Source organism: Pseudomonas sp. BW7P1 (assembly GCF_024981055.1).
GTDB lineage: Bacteria > Pseudomonadota > Gammaproteobacteria > Pseudomonadales > Pseudomonadaceae > Aquipseudomonas > Aquipseudomonas bananamidigenes.
Genome location: NZ_CP103374.1, coordinates 849976 through 866786 on the forward strand (window position 1 = coordinate 849976; position 16811 = coordinate 866786).

Here is a 16811-nt window from a genome sequence, read left to right on the forward strand (position 1 = left end):
GATGTCTTCAACCACTGCAAAATCCATTGATGTCAAAAAAAGCCTGGTTGAGGCGATTCTCGCCGGTCTGATCGCCCTGATCGTGTTCGGGCCGATCGTCGGCGTGGTACTCGACGGCTACAGCTTCAACCTCGAACCCACCCGCGTGGCGTGGATCATCGCCATCGTCATGGCGGGGCGGTTTTTCCTGAGCCTGTTCCTGCAGACGCCCAGGGGCCTGAAAATTCTCGAAGGATTCGAGAGCACCGGCTCCGGCGTGCACGTGCTGCCACCGGACTACAAATCGCGCCTGCGCTGGATCATCCCGGTGATGATCGCCATCGCCGTGGCGCTGCCGTTCTTCTCCAATTCCTACCTGCTGGGCGTGGTCATCCTCGGGTTGATCTACGTGCTGCTGGGCCTGGGGCTGAACATCGTGGTCGGTCTGGCCGGTCTGCTCGACCTGGGTTACGTGGCGTTCTACGCCATTGGCGCCTACGGTCTGGCGCTCGGTTATCAGTACCTCGGTCTGGGCTTCTGGACGGTGCTGCCACTGGCGGCCATCACCGCTGGCCTGGCCGGTTGCATCCTCGGTTTTCCGGTGCTGCGCCTGCACGGCGACTACCTGGCGATCGTGACCCTGGGCTTCGGTGAAATCATTCGTCTGGTGCTCAACAACTGGTTGTCCCTGACCGGCGGCCCGAACGGCATGCCGGCGCCACTGCCGACCTTCTTCGGTCTGGAATTCGGCAAGCGGGCGAAGGATGGCGGGGTACCGTTCCACGAGTTCTTCGGCATCGCCTACAACCCGGACGTGAAGTACTACTTCATTTATACGGTGTTGTTCCTGGTGGTACTGGCCGTGCTGTACATCAAGCATCGTCTGGTGAAAATGCCGGTCGGCCGTGCCTGGGAAGCCCTGCGTGAAGACGAGATCGCCTGTCGTTCGATGGGGCTGAACCACGTGCTGGTCAAACTCTCGGCGTTCACCATCGGCGCCTCCACGGCAGGTCTGGCGGGTGTGTTTTTCGCCACCTATCAAGGTTTCGTCAACCCGACCTCGTTCACCTTCTTCGAATCGGCGCTGATCCTCGCCATCGTCGTGCTCGGCGGCATGGGCTCGACCATCGGCGTGGTGATCGCCGCGTTCGTGCTGACGGTTGCCCCGGAACTGTTGCGCAGCTTTGCCGAATATCGCGTGCTGCTGTTCGGCATCCTGATGGTGTTGATGATGATCTGGCGACCTCGCGGACTGATCCGCATCAGCCGTACCGGGGTCACTCCACGCAAAGGTGCCATTCACTATGAGAGGGCTGCGCCATGAGTGAAGTCGTACTCTCTGTTGAAAAACTGATGATGCACTTCGGTGGCATCAAGGCCTTGAGCGACGTCAGCCTGAAGGTCAAACGCAACTCGATCTTCGCCCTGATCGGCCCCAACGGCGCCGGCAAGACCACGGTGTTCAACTGCCTGACCGGCTTCTACAAGGCATCCGGCGGCAAGATCGAACTCAACGTGCGCGGTCAGCAGACCAACGTCATCAAGCTGCTGGGCGAGTCGTTCAAGCCGACCGATTTCGTCTCGCCGAAGAACTTCGCCAGTCGCCTGTACTACAAGATGTTTGGCGGCACTCACCTGGTGAACCGTGCGGGCCTGGCCCGGACCTTCCAGAACATTCGCCTGTTCAAGGAAATGTCGGTGCTGGAAAACCTGCTGGTGGCCCAGCACATGTGGGTCAACCGCAACATGCTGGCCGGCATCCTCAACACCAAGGGCTATCGCAAGGCCGAAAGCGATGCGCTGGACTGCGCGTTCTACTGGCTGGAAGTGGTGGATCTGGTGGACTGCGCCAACCGTCTGGCCGGTGAGCTGTCCTACGGCCAGCAACGTCGTCTGGAGATCGCCCGGGCCATGTGCACGCGGCCGCAGATCATCTGCCTCGACGAACCGGCCGCCGGCCTCAACCCTCAGGAAACCGAAGCGCTGAGCGCGATGATCCGGCTGCTGCGCGACGAGCACGATCTGACCGTGGTGCTGATCGAACACGACATGGGCATGGTCATGAGCATTTCCGATCACATCGTGGTATTGGACCACGGCATTGTCATCGCCGAGGGCGGTCCGGACGATATCCGCCACGATCCGAAAGTGATTGCGGCTTATCTGGGCGCCGATGAAGAGGAAGTCGTATGACGCAACCGATCCTCGAACTCAAGGAACTGGACGTGTTCTACGGCCCGATCCAGGCCCTCAAAGGCGTCTCGCTGCAGATCAACGAAGGGGAAACCGTCAGCCTGATCGGCTCCAACGGCGCCGGCAAGTCGACCCTGCTGATGTCGATCTTCGGCCAGCCCCGGGCGGCGGGCGGGCAGATCCTTTATCAGGGCGTGGACATCACCCACAAGTCATCGCACTACATCGCCTCCAACGGCATCGCGCAGTCGCCGGAAGGGCGGCGGGTGTTCCCCGACATGACCGTCGAGGAAAACCTGCTGATGGGCACCATCCCGATCGGCGACAAGTACGCCAAGGAAGACATGCAGCGCATGTTCGAGCTGTTTCCGCGGCTCGAAGAGCGTCGCAATCAGCGTGCAATGACCATGTCCGGCGGTGAGCAGCAGATGCTCGCCATCGCCCGGGCGCTGATGAGCCGACCGAAGTTGCTGCTGCTGGATGAACCGAGCCTGGGGCTGGCGCCGATCGTGGTGAAACAGATCTTCACCACCCTGCGGGAACTGGCGAAAACCGGCATGACCATTTTCCTCGTCGAGCAGAACGCCAACCATGCGTTGAAACTGTCCGACCGGGCGTATGTGATGGTCAACGGCGAGATTCGCCTCAGTGGCACCGGTCAGGAACTGCTGGTGAACGAGGAGGTGCGTAACGCCTATCTTGGCGGGCACTGAGTCAAAGGTTCTCCACAGAAAACAAAGCCCCGGGACACCCGTCCCGGGGCTTTTTTGTATCCAGAATCCATCACGATCCAGACCATTCCCGAAATTGTGGAAAACAAAATCCGGAACCTGCCAAAGCGCGACATATAGACGCTGCAAATAGCTGTTTTTCCACCGTTTTGACTTGTCCCCGGTTGCTGTGGAGCCGGCTGTGAATAACGTGGGAGTAGCTGGCTGAAAGCCTTTAAAGACGTGCTGTTCAGGCGATAGGTCGTTTTTTGAACAGGCCATTTGCCGGTTGCCGCCCGCCGTTTTGTCAACCCTTTTATGGTCGCGGAAGAACACGGGGTCGCCTGTGTGCAAGCCTGTGGATAAGTCTGTGATCAAACTCTGGAAAGACTGCGCAGAGGGCCGTAATTGCTGGCCCCGGGCAATCATGGTGGTGACCGGTCGGTCGTGCAGAATGCCTTGCCCGGCACAATCGGCGGATCCGGGTCAAGCGAAATACTTTGCCTTTGTCGCGCAAAGCCTTGTGTGGCGCGGCTTTGCGCTTTTCCACTTGCCCCCGGAAACTGTGGAAGGGCATGTGGATAACATGCGGGCATGTGGCTACAGGCCACGTCAGACAAGGCGTTGAGAAGGTTGATCAAATTCTGAGCAGAAATGTATGCCGGTCGACGGTTGCTCGTGAATGCCGGGCCGGGCATGCTGCCTGCTGATTTTCTATTCCAATGGCTGCCCCGGGTAGCCGAAGCAAGGAGAACACGATGTCCAACACCCTGTTTATCACCGGCGCAACGTCCGGTTTTGGTGAAGCCTGTGCCCGTCGTTTTGCCGAGGCCGGCTGGAAACTGGTGCTGACCGGTCGTCGTGAAGAACGCCTCAACGCGCTGTGCGCCGAGCTGTCGAAGCAGACCGAAGTGCACGGTCTGGTACTGGACGTACGTGATCGCAAGGCAATGGAGGAGGCGATTGCCAACCTGCCGCCGTCGTTCGCCAAACTGCGCGGCCTGATCAACAACGCAGGTCTCGCGCTGGGTGTGGACCCGGCACCGAAGTGCGACCTCGACGATTGGGACACCATGGTCGACACCAACGTCAAAGGCCTGATGTACAGCACTCGCCTGTTGCTGCCGCGTCTGATCGCCCATGGTCGCGGCGCCGGCATCGTCAACCTCGGTTCGATCGCCGGCAACTACCCGTACCCGGGCAGCCACGTTTATGGCGCGACCAAGGCGTTCGTCAAACAGTTCTCGCTGAACCTGCGTTGCGACTTGCAGGGCACCGGCGTTCGCGTCAGCAACATCGAGCCTGGACTGTGCGAGAGCGAGTTCTCGCTGGTGCGCTTCGGCGGTGACCAGGCGCGTTATGACGCGACCTACGCCGGCGCCGAGCCGATCCAGCCGCAGGACATCGCCGAGACGATTTTCTGGGTGCTCAACACCCCGGCGCACATCAACATCAACAGCCTGGAACTGATGCCGGTGAGCCAGACCTGGGCGGGTTTTGCCATCGAGCGTAACAAGGTCTGACACCGCGTAACGGCTAATCGCTGGCAAGCCAGCTCCCACAGGGTTATCGGTGTCCCAAGCCTTGGGTTCGCCTTGAAACCTGTGGGAGCGGGCTTGCCCGCGAAGAGGCCGGGACGGGCAGTAGAAGGCTATGAGGTAAACTCCTCTCGCAACAACCCCACCGCACCCAGCGGTTTTCAAGGTGTTTCGAGGAGTCAAAGTGAGTAACCGAGGTGAGCAGTCGCTGCTCAAACAATCGACCCTTCTGATGCTGGCCGTGTCGATCGCCGGGATCGTCACCGGTTTTGTTTCAGGTTCCCAGTCCATCCTGTTCGATGGCTTTTTTTCGCTGATTGCCACGTTCATCAAAGTCCTGATGCTGATCACCGCGAAGCTGATCGCCAAGCAAAGCAACCAGCGCTTCCAGTTCGGTTTCTGGCACCTGGAGCCGATGGTGCTGCTGATCGAAGGCAGCTTCCTGTTGCTGATCGCCATCTACGCGTTTCTCAACGGTGTGTTCGGCATCATCAACGGCGGTCGTGAGATCGAGCTGGGGCTGGTGATCATCTACGCCGCGGTGTTTACCGTTGTCGAGTTCGCCTACTTCTTCTACGTGCGCCACCGCAATCGCCAGCTCAAGTCGAGCCTGATCCAGTTCGACAACATCAGCTGGCTGGTGGACGCGATGCTGTCGGTGGGCCTGTTGATCAGTTTCCTGGCGGCGTTGCTGCTCAAGTCCCGGGGCTATGGCGAGTGGGCGAAGTTCGTCGACCCGCTGATTCTCATCGTACTGGCCCTGACCATGCTGCCGCCGGCCTTCAAGATCCTCGGCCCGGCGCTGCGTGACGTGCTCGGCATTGCGCCGGACACGCTGGATGAGCAGGTGCGCGAAGTGATGGAGGCGGCGAAGGTCGAGCATGGCTTCGACGATTACGTGTCCTACGTGCAGAAGCACGGGCGGGCGCGATTCATCGAGATTCATGTGGTATTGCCGGCGGATTACCGGCTGCAGAGCGTCGGTCAGCTGGATGGGCTGCGCGAGGCGATTTCCGCGAAGCTGGGCAAACCGGATGCGGCGCGCTGGCTGACCATCAGCTTCACCGGCGACAGGAAGTGGATTGCCTGATGTCATGTGGCGAGGGGGTTTGCTCCCTCGCCACTGTTGTCAGCTCAGATAGTCGGCAAGGCCGCGATAGCAGGTCGCCAGGTGATACGGCGTGGTCGACGGCATGTCCTTGCGGCTGACCTCGCCCTGTTCATCACGGCATTCATGCCAGCCCCCGGCATGCAGGAAGCGCTGCTGCAACGCCTGCAATTGGCGCAGCACGGCGGCTTCGCTGCCCGGACGCAACGTCAGGGCGCGCAGGTATTCGGCCTGGGCCCAGATGCGCTGGGTCGAATCTTTCGGTCGCCCGTCCAGATTCAGGTCGAGCATTGCGCGAACGGCACCGGACGGCCGCACCACGCCGTACTGCTCGGTGAAGGCAAACGCCCGGTCCAGCGCGGCATGCAGTTTCGAACCGCGCAGCAGCGGCGAGGAGGCCAGCAGGAAGTACCACTCGAATTGATGACCCGGCTCGTACCAGTTATCCACGGCCCCCAGCGGTTTTTCCATGAGCACACCGGCCTGCGGATCGACGAAGTGCTTGTGCATGGCTGTGCATAACTCGCTCAGCGCCTGCTTGACCGGCGCATCTTCGCGCACGGCCAGCGTGGCCAGAAATGCTTCGGCCAGGTGCATCAGCGGGTTCTGCAACGGGCCGGTTTCCAGCGTGTTCCAGTCGCGGTCGAGGCAGGCTTCGTAGAGACCGTCGCCGGTGGCGAAACGTCGGCCGATGACTTCCAGCGCTGCATTGAGAGTCGATTCGACCAACGGCTCGCGAGACTTTTCCCAGTAGTGAGCGCAGGCGAACAGGATGAACGCGTGGGTGTAGAGGTCCTTGCGCTGATCCAGCGGCTTGCCCTGGGGATCGATGCTGTAGAACCAGCCGCCGTGTTCGGCGTCGTGGAAGTGCCGTTGCAGGGAGCGAAACAGCGCGGCCGCCCGGACCTCGGCGTTATCCACAACCCCGATCAGGCTGGAAAACAGATACAGCTGCCGTGCGCAGGCCATGGCCCGATAGCGCTGCGGCGGCAGCGGCTGATGCGCGGCGTCCAGCGCCTCGTAGGGCAGCGCCATGTCGGCGTTCCAGCCCGGTCCTTGCCAGAGGGGCACGATCACGTTCAGAAAGTGCTGTTGCACTTCACCGAACAGGGTGGTCAATTCAGGCAGGGAGGTGGAGCGGGAAGCGTGGGGCATGGGCGGACGTCGTCACGGCTGGGGCGATTGCGCGACATGGTAGCAGAGAGTGGCGACCGAACGTTCCCGCGCCATGCGCGGGAACGATCAGAGGTGCCATTCAGCCGGTCAGCAACCACGCACCAGTCACCGCCGAAGCCGCTCCCGCCAGTCGAACCAGCGGCGCGGCAGCCTGAGGCAGAAAGCGCACGACGGCATAACCGGCCGCATGCAGGGCAGCTGTCGCGACCACGAAACCGGCGGCATACGCCCACGGGCTCGACATGTCCGGCAACTCCAGGCCATGGGCCACGCCATGGAACAGCGCAAACAGCGCCGTTGCGGCCACTGCCATCGCCAGTGGCGGACGCACCGCCAGCGCCACCGCCAGGCCCAGCGCCAACACTGAAGCGGCAATCCCGCCTTCCAGCGCCGGCAATTCCAGCCCTTCAAACCCGAGCATGCCGCCGATCAGCATGGTGCCGACAAAGGTGCATGGCAGCGCCCAGCGCGCCGCGCCTTGCTGCTGCGCGGCCCACAGACCGACGGCCACCATCGCCAGTAAATGGTCGAGGCCGCCGATCGGGTGGCTGATGCCGGCCACCAGACCAGAATCGCCGTGGCCTGGATGGGCGAAGGCCAGGGCCGGTGTCAGCAGCAGTGCGACGGCGCCGAGAATGCGTTTGAGTGTCATGGATAAGCTTCCTTGTTGATCAGTGATTCAGGCTGCCGTCAGCAGGCCCTGACGTTCGATGAAGGCGATGATGTCTTCCAGGCCCTGCCCGGTTTTCTGGTTGCTGAACACGAACGGCTTGCCGTTGCGCATGCGCTGGGTGTCGCTGTTCATCATCTCCAGCGAGGCGCCGACCAGCGGCGCGAGGTCGATCTTGTTGATCACCAGCAGGTCGGATTTGCAGATCCCGGGCCCGCCCTTGCGCGGCAGCTTGTCGCCGGCCGACACGTCGATCACGTAGATGGTCAGGTCGGACAGTTCCGGGCTGAAGGTCGCAGAGAGGTTGTCGCCACCTGACTCCACCAGAATCAGATCCAGCCCCGGGAAACGCCGGTTCAGTTGATCCACGGCTTCGAGATTGATCGAAGCGTCTTCGCGAATCGCGGTGTGCGGGCAGCCGCCGGTTTCCACGCCGATGATGCGCTCAGGTGCCAGCGCTTCATTGCGCACCAGAAAGTCGGCGTCTTCGCGGGTGTAGATGTCGTTGGTCACAACGGCCAGGTTGTAGCGCTCGCGCAGCGCCAGACACAGGGCCAGGGTCAACGCGGTTTTCCCGGAACCGACCGGGCCGCCGATGCCGACGCGCAAGGGTTGTGTGTTCATGTTATTCTCCAGACTGAAAGGCCCTAGGAACGGAACAGACGGCTGTACTGGCGCTCATGGGCCATGCACGCCAGGGACAGACCGAACGCGGCGCTGCCGAGGTGTTCGGGATTGATTCGGGTGGCATCCTGCTGCGCCTGTTGCAGCAGCGGCAGCAGTTCGCTGGTCAGGCGCTGGGCGGCTTGCTGGCCCAGCGGCAGGGTTTTCATCAGTACGGCGAGCTGGTTTTCCAGCCAGCTCCACAGCCACGCGGCGAGGGCGTCCTGCGGGCTGATCTGCCAGGCGCGGGCGGCCAGTGCCCAGCACAGGGCCAGATGAGGTTCGTCGCAGTCTTCGAGAAAGTCCCGCGCGGCCTGATCAAGTTCGGGCAAGCCATTGAGCAATTGCTGCAACGAATAACCCATCTGCCGGCTCTCCAGATGCAGTTCGCGGGTTTCGCGGCTGGCGCGATGTCGCTCGCAGATACGCAGCAGCTCATCCCAGTTTTCTTCCGCTGCGGCCTGGCAATGGGCGAGCAGCATGGGCGCTTCGAATCGCCCGAGGTTGAGCAGCAATTGATCGCTGATCCAGCGCCGGGCGCTGTCCGGGTTGTTCACCCGGCCGTTGTCCACCGCCATCTCCAGACCCTGGGAATAGCTGTAGCCGCCAATCGGCAATTGCGGACTGGCCAGGCGCAGCAGCGCCCAGGCCGGGTTCACAAACGGACGCCGAACTGGTGGAGTTTCGGCGCGTAGTTGAAGTCTTCGTCGCCGTGACGCGAATGGTGATGGCCACCGCCATAGGCGCCGTGTTCCGGCTGGAACGGCGCTTCGATGGATTCAACCTGCGCGCCCAGCTGTTCCAGCATCGCCTTGAGCACGTAATCGTCAAGCAGACGCAACCAGCCGTCACCGACTTGCAGCGCGACGTGGCGATTGCCCAGGTGATAGGCCGCGCGGGTCAGTTCGAAGGTGTTGGCGCAGGTGACGTGCAGCAGTTGTTCGGAGCGGGCACAGACCCGGACGATCCGGCCATCTTCGGCTTGCAGGCATTCGCCGTCATACAGCGGCGGTTGACCACGCTCCAGAAACAGCCCGACGTCTTCGCCTTCGGCACTGAAACAGCGCAGGCGGCTTTTGCTCCTGGCCTCGAAGGTCAGGTGCAATTCGGCGGCCCAGAGGGGTTGAGGGTCGATTCGGCGGTGAATCACCAGCATCGGAAAGCTTCCTGCCATTGACAATGCTCAGGCTAGAGCAAGGGGCTTGCCAACCGGACGATTTGTAGGAAAACCCTGTCGGAGCGTAGCGGATGTTTCAAGATGTTGCAGGATTGTGAGGTGTTTTGGTGCGTGAAGTTTTTTACATGCACCCTTTTGCGGCACAAAAAAAATCGCAGCCTTGGCTGCGATCTTTTGCTGACTCACTCGGTACTCCCGAGTCCTTGCCAATGCTTGAGCCCGATAAAGATGAAGCGCAGTTGCTGGGTCATCTTCGCCTGCGGCGTCAAATGCTCGGGCAGGGCTTCGGATGGCGGGTCGATGATGTCCGGCAGGGTGGCGAACACCGATTTGACGATCAGGTCGGCCATCACGCTCAAACCTTCGCGATTGAGGTGTTGCAGCTTGGGCATCAAGGCCAGGTCCGCCGCGAGGTCGGAGCTGATGTCCTCACGCAAGCGGCCAATGGCCTGACGTACCGGCAACGATCCGCCGTACTGCTCACGAGCCAGAAACAGGAATTGCGAACGGTTGGCGCTGACCACGTCGAGGAAGATCCGCACCGAGGCATCGATGATTCCGCCCATGACGAATTCGTTATGGCGGACCAGACGAATGGTTTCGCGGAAGGTCTGGCCGACTTCGCTGACCAGGACCAGGCCCAGTTCATCCATATCGGCGAAATGCCGGTAGAAACCGGTGGGCACGATGCCGGCGGTTTTCGTCACTTCACGCAGGCTCAGGCTGCCGAATCCTCGGCCGCTTTCCATCAGGTGGCGGGCAGCGTCCATCAGGGCGTTGCGGGTCTGTTGTTTCTGTTCGGCGCGGGGCAGCATCGCAAGGGTGTGTTCTTAGGCAAGACAAGCGCCGCACTCTAGCAAATCGGCTTTGTCGGCGTCGAACGGCAGCGGGGATACAGCGAGGTTTTGCGACTTCTTCATACCGGCTCCTGAAAAGTCAAAAGCCCAATCCGGGGATTGGGCTTTTTTTCCAGGCCGCCACGGGCTTAGCTCAGGGCGCTGTTGCGTTCGATCACGCGGTCACCGCCACCTTCGGCCAGGGTTTGACCTTGTGGGGTTTTGTCGTAGCCGTCAGCTGCGAGGGTCTGACCTTGAGGCGTCTTGTCGTAGCCATCGGAAGCCAGGGTTTGACCTTGTGGAGTCTTGTCGTAGCCGTCCTGAACCAGACCTTTCTCTTCCAGGCGATCACGGCCGCCTTCGGCTAACGTTTGACCTTGTGGGGTCTTGTCATAGCCATCTTGAACCAGACCTTTTTCTTCCAGGCGGTTACGACCGTTTTCAGCCAGGGTCTGGCCTTGTGGCGTGCGGTCCGAGCCGTCAGCAGCAACGGTCTGGCTGAACACCGAGTGGCTGGATTTCACTTGTGGAGTAGCCTGGTCGGCGGCTGGCAGAGCGAAAGCGGTGCTGGCCAGCATCGAGAGGGCAAGACTGAACAGAATTTGGCGTTTCATGATGGGTTGCTCCTTGGGAGGGCGATAAAGTGGGTACGAAGCCAATGCTACTCTCGATAAGTCGATATAAAAGTTCATAAACACAATGGTAATAATCAACAGAATTGATTGTTCGCTTGAGAGGCTCTAGCTCGGGCGTTTCAGGCGAGCGCTTTTGCACCGGAGTGGGTATTTTCCACCCACTTTTGCCTCGCAAAAGTGCGGGGGCGGTAACGTCGACTCGACCGATCGGTCAGCATGGCGAGCGTTTTTTGGCCTTGATGGGGCTTTCGATTAAACCTGCGGGCTGTTTGCCAGTCGTAGATTTCATGAGGGCCTGGCAAGGCCCGTCGTTCAAGCGGTGTCGATCCGCCGTCGTTTTCAGGAGCTTTGTGCATGACGCGCAGCCGTAAGATTTTCGCCTGGACCTTCGCCACCTTCCTGCTGTTGCTGGCGGTGCTGGTCCTGATCATCGTGTTCTTCGACTGGAACCGGATCAAACCGCCGCTCAATGCCAAAGTTTCGGAAGAATTGCATCGGCCGTTCGCCATCAACGGCAACCTCGCCGTGGTCTGGCAGCGCGAGCCGGACGAGGGCGGCTGGCGCGCCTGGGTGCCGTGGCCGCATGTGGTGGCCGAAGACCTGACGCTGGGCAATCCGGACTGGTCGAAGCAGCCGCAGATGGCCACCCTCAAACGGGTCGAGCTGCGCATTTCGCCGCTGGCATTGCTGGCGCAGCGGGTGACGATCCCGCGCATCGACCTGACCGAGCCCAACGCGCAATTGCAGCGTATGGCCGATGGCCGCGCCAACTGGACCTTCAAATTCGATCCCAAGGACCCGGATGCAGAACCCTCGAACTGGGTGGTGGACATTGGTGCCATCGGATTCGACAAGGGCCATGTCACCCTGGATGACCAGACCCTCAAGACCCGTCTCGATCTGTTGATCGATCCTCTGGGCAAGCCGATTCCCTTCAGCGATATCGTCGGCGACAAAGCGGCGAAAACTGCATTGGAGAAGGGTGGTACGCCGCAGGATTATGCGTTCGCGCTGAAAGTCACCGGCCAGTACCACGGGCAAAAGCTCGCCGGCCAGGGCAAGATCGGCGGTCTGCTGGCCTTGCAGGATGCGGCAAAACCGTTCCCGTTGCAGGCGCAGGCGAAAATTGGCGATACCAGCATCGAGCTGGCCGGCACGCTGACCGATCCGTTGAACCTCGGCGCGCTCGACCTGCGCCTGAAACTGGCGGGCGCCAGCCTCGGCAATCTCTATCCACTGACCGGCGTGACCCTGCCGGACACGCCGCCGTATTCCACCGACGGTCACCTGATCGCCAAACTCCATGAGCCGGATGGCGCGCAGTTTCGCTACGAACAGTTCAACGGCAAGATCGGCGGCAGCGACATTCACGGCGACCTGGCCTACGTCGCCAGTCAGCCACGACCCAGACTCAGCGGGGCGTTGCTGTCCAATCAACTGCTGTTCGCCGACCTCGCGCCGCTGATCGGCGCGGATTCCAATGACAAGCAAAAGGCCCGTGGTGGCGAGAGCAAGCAACCGGCGGACAAGGTGCTGCCGGTGGAAGAGTTCAAGACTGACCGCTGGCGGGCGATGGATGCCGACGTCGAGTTCACCGGCAAGCGCATCGTCCACAGCGAGAAACTGCCGTTCACCGACCTGTATACGCACCTCAAACTCAATGACGGCGAGCTGAGCCTTGAGCCACTGCGCTTCGGCGTCGCCGGCGGCAATCTCGATGCGCAGATCCGCCTCAACGGCCGCACCGAGCCACTGGAAGGCCGGGCGAAACTGACTGCACGCAAGTTCAAGCTCAAGCAACTGTTCCCGACCTTCGAACCGATGAAGACCAGTTTCGGCGAGCTCAACGGCGATGCCGACATCAGCGGGCGCGGCAACTCGGTGGCCAAGTTGCTGGGGGGCGCCAACGGCAACCTGAAGATGCTGATCAACGATGGCGCCATCAGCCGTGAGTTGATGGAACTGGCGGGGCTCAATGTCGGCAACTACGTGGTCGGCAAAGTCTTTGGCGACAAGGAAGTGAAGATCAACTGCGCGGCGGCGGACTTCGATATCAAGACCGGTCTGGCGACGACGCGACTGTTCGTGTTCGATACCGAGAACGCCATCGTCTACATCGACGGCACGGCAAACATGGCCACCGAACAACTGGATCTGACGGTGACGCCGGAGTCCAAGGGCTGGCGTCTGATCTCCCTGCGTTCGCCGTTGTACGTGCGCGGCAAGTTCATCAAGCCGGATGCCGGGGTCAAAGCGGTACCGCTGATGCTGCGCGGTGCCGGCATGGTGGCGCTGGGCGTGATAGCCGCCCCGGCGGCGGGATTGCTGGCGCTGGTGGCGCCGAGCGGTGGTGAACCGAACCAGTGCGCGCCGTTGCTGGAACAGATGAAGGCGGGCAAGGCGCCCGTGACCGTCAAACCCACTCAATGATTCTTTAACGTTTATCAGAAAGCTATCGCGGGCAAGCCCGCTCCCACAGGTTCAGTGAAAACCCTGTGGGAGCGGGCTTGCCCGCGATTGGATCCGGAGACATCAAAGGTCTTTCAGGATGTCCGCCATGTCATCGGCATGCTCTTCTTCCTGAGCCAGGATGTCTTCGAAAATGCGACGGGTAGTCGGGTCTTTATCGCCGATGTACTGGATGATTTCACGATAGCTGTCGATGGCGATCCGCTCGGCCACCAGGTCTTCGTAAACCATTTCCTTCAAGGTGTTGCCGGCCACGTATTGCGCGTGGGACAGCTTCGACAGCCGATCCGGGTTGAATTCGGGTTCGCCACCCAGCTGCACGATGCGCTCGGCGAGGCGGTCGGCATGTTCCGCTTCCTGCGTGGCGTGCTCGAGAAACTCTTCGGCGGCGACGTTGGCTTTCAGGCCGTTGGCCATGAAGTAATGGCGCTTGTAGCGCAATACGCAGACCAGTTCGGTGGCCAGCGATTCATTGAGCAGGCGCAGCACTTCCTCACGATTGGCACTGTAGCTTTCGGTCACCGCGCCGTTTTCGACGTGTTGTCGTGCGCGCTCGCGCAGGGTTTGAACATCAGACAGATGCAGGTCGCTCATTTCAGTCTCCTGGAGGCTAATCCGGTGGGCGCCACGTTCGGCCGACGTGATCGCTACTCAGGTTGTGAGTGATGCGAGCGGCAAAAAGTTTTATGTATTTTTCGCGGACCTCGGCGACAGCCCGGACAATTGCGCCTCTTCCTGCAACCAGGCGAAGAATGCCCGCACCGGTGGATGCCGCTCGCGCCCCGGCACGCACAGTGCGCTGTAGCCCGCGCCATCGACCTGCACCTCACCTTTGTACGGCACCAGCAAGCCGCTGGCGACACTCTCCGACACCAGGATATTGCTCGCCAGCACCAGCCCTTGCCCGGCGATGGCCGCCTGCAGGGCGTAATGTTCTTCGTCGTATTCGCGGACGGCCGGGTGCTGATTCAGCCAGTGCTCTCCCGACTGCGCGCACCAGGCTTCCCAGCCGTGGGCATACAGTTTCGAGTTATGCCAGCGCACGCTGATCAGCGTCGGAGTGCGACGGGTGGCCAGCGCCACTTGTTCCGGCGAGCCGTAGACGCCGAACGATTCATCGAACAGGCACAAGCCGTACAGGTTCGGGTAATCGTCGAGGCTGTAGCGCAATACCAGATCGACGCTGGCGTCCTGATGCAGGTCGATCACTTCGCAATGGGTGTCCAGCCGCACGTTGATATTCGGGTGTTTCGCGTAAAACCGCCCCAGTCGCGGCACCAGCCACAGTGCGGCGAACGCCGCGGTGGTCGACAGTGTCAGGCTGCTGCCGCTGCGCTGCGGGCGCAGGGTGTCGACGCTTTGCGCCACTTCCAGCAGCGCGCCGTGCAGGCTGCGGAACAGCCGCTCGCCGCCCTCGGTCAGGCGCACCTGGCGGGGCAGGCGTTCGAACAGCGCCACGCCGAGCCAGTCCTCCAGCGAACGGATCTGATGGGAAATCGCCGTTGGTGTTACCGCGAGTTCTTCGGCGGCCGCCTTGAAGCTCAACAGGCGTGAAGCGGATTCGAACGCGCGCAGGGCGGTCAGTGGCAGTGAAGCGAACATGGAAAACTCCACGGATGAAATGGATTCATCCAGACTGATTTTTGCTCATTTGAGGTGAAGAAGTGATGCCTGCAATCTGGCGCCACACAGTCACTCAAGTCTAGCCACAAGGAGTTTCAGATGAGCAAGATTCTTGCAATCCATGCCAGCCCACGCGGTGAGCGTTCCCATTCGCGGCGCCTGGCGGAAAGCTTTCTCAGTGCCTGGCAAGTCCGTCATCCGCAGGCGCAAGTCACCCGCCGCGAAGTGGGCAGGGCACTGATTCCGGCGGTCAATGAGGCGTTCGTCGCCGCGGCGTTTTACCCCGAGCCCGAAGCGCGTCCACTGTCGATGCAGGCCGATCTGGCCCTCAGCGATCAATTGGTGGGCGAGTTGTTCGATCATGACCTGCTGCTGATTTCCACGCCGATGTACAACTTCAACGTGCCCAGCGGTCTCAAGGCCTGGGTCGACCAGATCGTGCGTCTGGGCCTGACGTTCGATCACACCCTGGACAACGGCATTGCCCAATACACGCCGCTGTTGCGCGGCAAGAAGGCGCTGATCGTCACCACGCGCGGCGGCTTCGGCTTCGGCCCGGGCGGCGAGCTGGAGGCACTGAATCACGCCGATCCCTGGCTGCGCACGGCGCTGGGTTTCATCGGTATCAACGACGTCTCGGTGGTCGCTGCCGAGGGCGAGGAATCCGCCGAACGCACCTTTGCGGTGTCGGTGGCCGAGGCCGAGCAGCGTTTGCTTGATCTCGCCCGGGAGTTCTAGGTGGCCTGGCTGTTTCTGCTGATCGCCGCCGGTTTCGAAGTCACCTTCGCCATGGGCATGAAGTACGCCGAGGGTTTCACCCGGCTCTGGCCATCGTTGATAACGGTGGTGGCGGCGGTGGGCGGGGTTTATTTCCTGACCCTGGCGATGCGTGAATTGCCGGTCAGCATCGCCTACCCGATCTGGACCGCCATCGGTTCACTGGGCACGGTGTTTCTCGGTTTTGCGCTGCTGGGCGAGAGCCTGACGCCGGTGAAGGTGCTGTCGGTGGGGCTGATTGTGGCGGGGGTGGTGGGGCTGAAGTAGGCTGGTCGTGGAGTTGTCATCATCACGGAAGATGCTTGGCGGGCGTTTTGCACGTCTCGCATCCACCCACCGACCACAGGGATGTCTGCCCATGTCGCAGGAATCGGCCACACGTTATCCACTGGTGCTGGTGCCGGGAATGCTCGGTTTCATCCGGCTGGTGCTGTACCCGTACTGGTACGGGATCATCAAGGCGCTGCGTCGGGGCGGGGCGACGGTGATTGCGGTGCAGGTGTCGCCGCTCAATTCCACCGAAGTGCGGGGCGAGCAGTTGCTGGCACGCATCGATGAAATCCTGCGCGAGACCGGCGCGGCCAGGGTCAATCTGTTCGGCCATAGCCAGGGTTCGCTGACGGCACGTTACGCGGCGGCGAAACGTCCGGATCTGGTGGCGTCGGTAACCTCTGTGGCCGGCCCCAATCACGGTTCGGAACTGGCCGATTATCTGGCGAAACACTATCCGGTAGACAGCGCCCGGGGCCGCATCCTCGAGGCGTTGCTGCGGTTTGTCGGCTGGCTGATGGCATTGCTGGAGACCGGTTACCACGGGCCGAAACTGCCGGTGGATATTCACGCTTCGCACCATTCCCTGACGACCGAGGGCGTGGCGCTGTTCAACCAGCGTTATCCACAGGGGTTGCCGGACACCTGGGGCGGGCACGGGGCGGAAGAGGTCAACGGTGTGCGGTATTACTCGTGGTCCGGCACTTTGCAGCCGGGCAAGACCGATCGTGGCGGCAACCTGTTCGATGGCACCAACCGCAGTTGCCGGTTGTTCGCCAAAACCTTCGTGCGTGAGCCGGGGCAGTGCGACGGCATGGTCGGACGCTACAGCTCGCACCTGGGCACGGTCATCGGCGATGACTACCCGCTGGACCACTTCGACATCGTCAACCAGTCACTGGGACTGGTCGGTAGAGGAGCGGACCCGGTGCGGCTGTTCGTCGAGCATGCGGCGCGGTTGAAAGCCGCTGGTTTATAGCCATGTGG

The 16811-nt window shown here is 61.5% G+C and carries 18 protein-coding genes; 9 read left to right on the plus strand and 9 right to left on the minus strand.

Annotation, left to right across the window (positions count from 1 at the left end):
• Window position 1 precedes the first annotated feature (1 nt).
• From livM to NWV16_RS03740, 5 genes are all read left to right on the plus strand, one after another.
• Window positions 2–1303 (plus strand): high-affinity branched-chain amino acid ABC transporter permease LivM, encoded by a 1302-nt coding sequence (gene livM, locus NWV16_RS03720; RefSeq protein WP_065258800.1) that lies wholly within the window; start codon window positions 2–4, stop codon window positions 1301–1303.
• On the plus strand, window positions 1300–2172 hold the full coding sequence (locus tag NWV16_RS03725) for an ATP-binding cassette domain-containing protein (RefSeq protein WP_065258801.1): 873 nt from the start codon (window positions 1300–1302) through the stop codon (window positions 2170–2172). Before livM ends, NWV16_RS03725 begins: the two co-directional genes overlap by 4 nt.
• Window positions 2169–2885, plus strand: coding sequence for an ABC transporter ATP-binding protein (locus NWV16_RS03730; protein WP_260522015.1), 717 nt, complete (start codon window positions 2169–2171; stop codon window positions 2883–2885). Before NWV16_RS03725 ends, NWV16_RS03730 begins: the two co-directional genes overlap by 4 nt.
• Before the next feature lie 755 nt (window positions 2886–3640).
• Entirely contained in the window at window positions 3641–4405 is a 765-nt protein-coding gene (locus NWV16_RS03735) for an SDR family oxidoreductase (RefSeq protein WP_065258803.1), read from the plus strand.
• A 199-nt stretch (window positions 4406–4604) separates the two neighbouring features.
• The gene (locus NWV16_RS03740) at window positions 4605–5510 is read left to right on the plus strand and encodes a cation diffusion facilitator family transporter (protein ID WP_260522016.1); all 906 of its coding nucleotides are present in this window, start codon (window positions 4605–4607) and stop codon (window positions 5508–5510) included.
• Window positions 5511–5549: 39 nt separating this feature from the next.
• Here the strand turns inward: NWV16_RS03740 and NWV16_RS03745 are convergent, their stop codons facing one another.
• From NWV16_RS03745 to NWV16_RS03775, 7 genes are all read right to left on the minus strand, one after another.
• Window positions 5550–6683, minus strand: a complete 1134-nt coding sequence (locus NWV16_RS03745; RefSeq protein ID WP_260522017.1) for an AGE family epimerase/isomerase — start codon at window positions 6681–6683, stop codon at window positions 5550–5552.
• A gap of 100 nt (window positions 6684–6783) precedes the next feature.
• A complete protein-coding gene (locus NWV16_RS03750) occupies window positions 6784–7356 on the minus strand; it encodes a HupE/UreJ family protein (RefSeq protein ID WP_260522018.1) in 573 nt (190 codons plus the stop codon).
• 27 nt (window positions 7357–7383) lie between these two features.
• On the minus strand, window positions 7384–7998 hold the full coding sequence (gene ureG, locus NWV16_RS03755) for an urease accessory protein UreG (RefSeq protein ID WP_007950645.1): 615 nt from the start codon (window positions 7996–7998) through the stop codon (window positions 7384–7386).
• Window positions 7999–8021: 23 nt separating this feature from the next.
• A complete protein-coding gene (locus NWV16_RS03760) occupies window positions 8022–8696 on the minus strand; it encodes an urease accessory protein UreF (protein ID WP_260522019.1) in 675 nt (224 codons plus the stop codon).
• Window positions 8693–9193, minus strand: coding sequence for an urease accessory protein UreE (gene ureE, locus NWV16_RS03765; RefSeq protein WP_260522020.1), 501 nt, complete (start codon window positions 9191–9193; stop codon window positions 8693–8695). Before ureE ends, NWV16_RS03760 begins: the two co-directional genes overlap by 4 nt.
• A gap of 203 nt (window positions 9194–9396) precedes the next feature.
• Window positions 9397–10029 carry a TetR family transcriptional regulator gene (locus NWV16_RS03770; RefSeq protein ID WP_065258809.1) on the minus strand — a complete coding sequence of 211 codons (633 nt, stop codon included), beginning with the start codon at window positions 10027–10029 and terminating at the stop codon, window positions 9397–9399.
• A 170-nt stretch (window positions 10030–10199) separates the two neighbouring features.
• Window positions 10200–10664: a hypothetical protein gene (locus tag NWV16_RS03775; RefSeq protein WP_065258810.1), complete on the minus strand. Its 465-nt coding sequence runs from the start codon at window positions 10662–10664 to the stop codon at window positions 10200–10202.
• Between the two features lie 375 nt (window positions 10665–11039).
• Here NWV16_RS03775 and NWV16_RS03780 point away from each other — a divergent pair, with 375 nt between their 5' ends.
• Complete coding sequence (locus NWV16_RS03780; RefSeq protein WP_260522021.1) at window positions 11040–13115, plus strand: AsmA family protein; 2076 nt, start codon at window positions 11040–11042, stop codon at window positions 13113–13115.
• A 102-nt stretch (window positions 13116–13217) separates the two neighbouring features.
• Here the strand turns inward: NWV16_RS03780 and NWV16_RS03785 are convergent, their stop codons facing one another.
• A complete protein-coding gene (locus tag NWV16_RS03785) occupies window positions 13218–13748 on the minus strand; it encodes a bacterioferritin (protein ID WP_260522022.1) in 531 nt (176 codons plus the stop codon).
• Between the two features lie 90 nt (window positions 13749–13838).
• A complete protein-coding gene (locus tag NWV16_RS03790; protein WP_260522023.1) occupies window positions 13839–14768 on the minus strand; it encodes a LysR substrate-binding domain-containing protein in 930 nt (309 codons plus the stop codon).
• Window positions 14769–14876: 108 nt separating this feature from the next.
• Between NWV16_RS03790 and NWV16_RS03795 the strand changes: the two genes are divergently transcribed.
• From NWV16_RS03795 to NWV16_RS03805, 3 genes are all read left to right on the plus strand, one after another.
• On the plus strand, window positions 14877–15515 hold the full coding sequence (locus NWV16_RS03795; protein ID WP_260522024.1) for an FMN-dependent NADH-azoreductase: 639 nt from the start codon (window positions 14877–14879) through the stop codon (window positions 15513–15515).
• Window positions 15516–15821 (plus strand): DMT family transporter, encoded by a 306-nt coding sequence (locus NWV16_RS03800; RefSeq protein ID WP_065258815.1) that lies wholly within the window; start codon window positions 15516–15518, stop codon window positions 15819–15821. It begins immediately after the preceding gene.
• Between the two features lie 91 nt (window positions 15822–15912).
• Window positions 15913–16803: an esterase/lipase family protein gene (locus NWV16_RS03805; protein WP_260522025.1), complete on the plus strand. Its 891-nt coding sequence runs from the start codon at window positions 15913–15915 to the stop codon at window positions 16801–16803.
• Window positions 16804–16811 lie beyond the last annotated feature (8 nt).